At 66.6% G+C, this 745-nt stretch carries 2 protein-coding genes; one reads left to right on the forward strand and one right to left on the reverse strand.

Annotated features, from left to right (window positions below):
* Positions 1 to 262 (reverse strand): cobalamin biosynthesis protein (locus EOA33_RS37465; RefSeq protein WP_145989591.1); only part of this gene is annotated, 262 nt, incomplete at its 3' end.
* Between EOA33_RS37465 and EOA33_RS37470 the strand changes: the two genes are divergently transcribed.
* Positions 261 to 745, forward strand: a 485-nt coding sequence (locus EOA33_RS37470; RefSeq protein ID WP_348628301.1) for an aminotransferase class I/II-fold pyridoxal phosphate-dependent enzyme, incomplete at its 3' end; no start/stop codon positions are given. The genes EOA33_RS37465 and EOA33_RS37470 overlap by 2 nt on opposite strands.

Consider the following 745-nt stretch of genomic DNA (forward strand, 5'->3'; position numbering starts at 1 on the left):
GGCCTACAGGAAACATCTGCCAGAGCAGGAGCTGCACGGCAAAGGCGATGGCCGCCGGCACCAGTACGATGACAAGCAGAGCCATGACGCCCCGGCGGCGACGCCGAGCGTCGGAATCAGTGGCGCGGTTGAGCGCGCGATCGAGAAAGGATATCAGCCTGCCGAACCAGGTGACGGGATGGCCGATGGCCCCGAACAGCCAGTCCGGGTAGCCGAGTGCCCGCTCAATGACCAATGACAGGAAGGCAATCAGTATCGACATGAAGCTTCTTGATGGAGCGATTGCGGCAGTGGATCACGGCGGATCCCTTGGCCGGGCGAGCGCGCTCTTCCCTCACGCGCCACGGCCTTTCGTCGATCTCTCGACGGGTATCAATCCGCACTCCTATCCAATTTTCGAATTGCCCGCCACCACCCTGTCGCGATTGCCGGAAGCGGCGCGGCTCGGCGAACTTCGCGCGGTCGCGGCCAGCGCCTATGGCGCGCCGTCGGCGGCGCATGTGGCGGCCGCGCCCGGCACGCAGATCCTGCTGCCGCGCGTTGCCTCGCTGCTGAAGCCCGGCAAGGCGCTGGTGCTCGGGCCGACCTATGCCGAGCACAGCCGAGCCGCCGCCATCGCCGGCCATGCGGCGGCCGAGGTCGATGATGTCGAAGCGCTTACCGAGGCCGACCTCGCCGTCGTCGTCAACCCCAACAATCCGGACGGTCGCGTCGTTGAGCGCGAAAGACTGCTTCAGCTTGCCGC

The organism is Mesorhizobium sp. M4A.F.Ca.ET.050.02.1.1, from assembly GCF_003997725.1.
GTDB lineage: Bacteria > Pseudomonadota > Alphaproteobacteria > Rhizobiales > Rhizobiaceae > Mesorhizobium.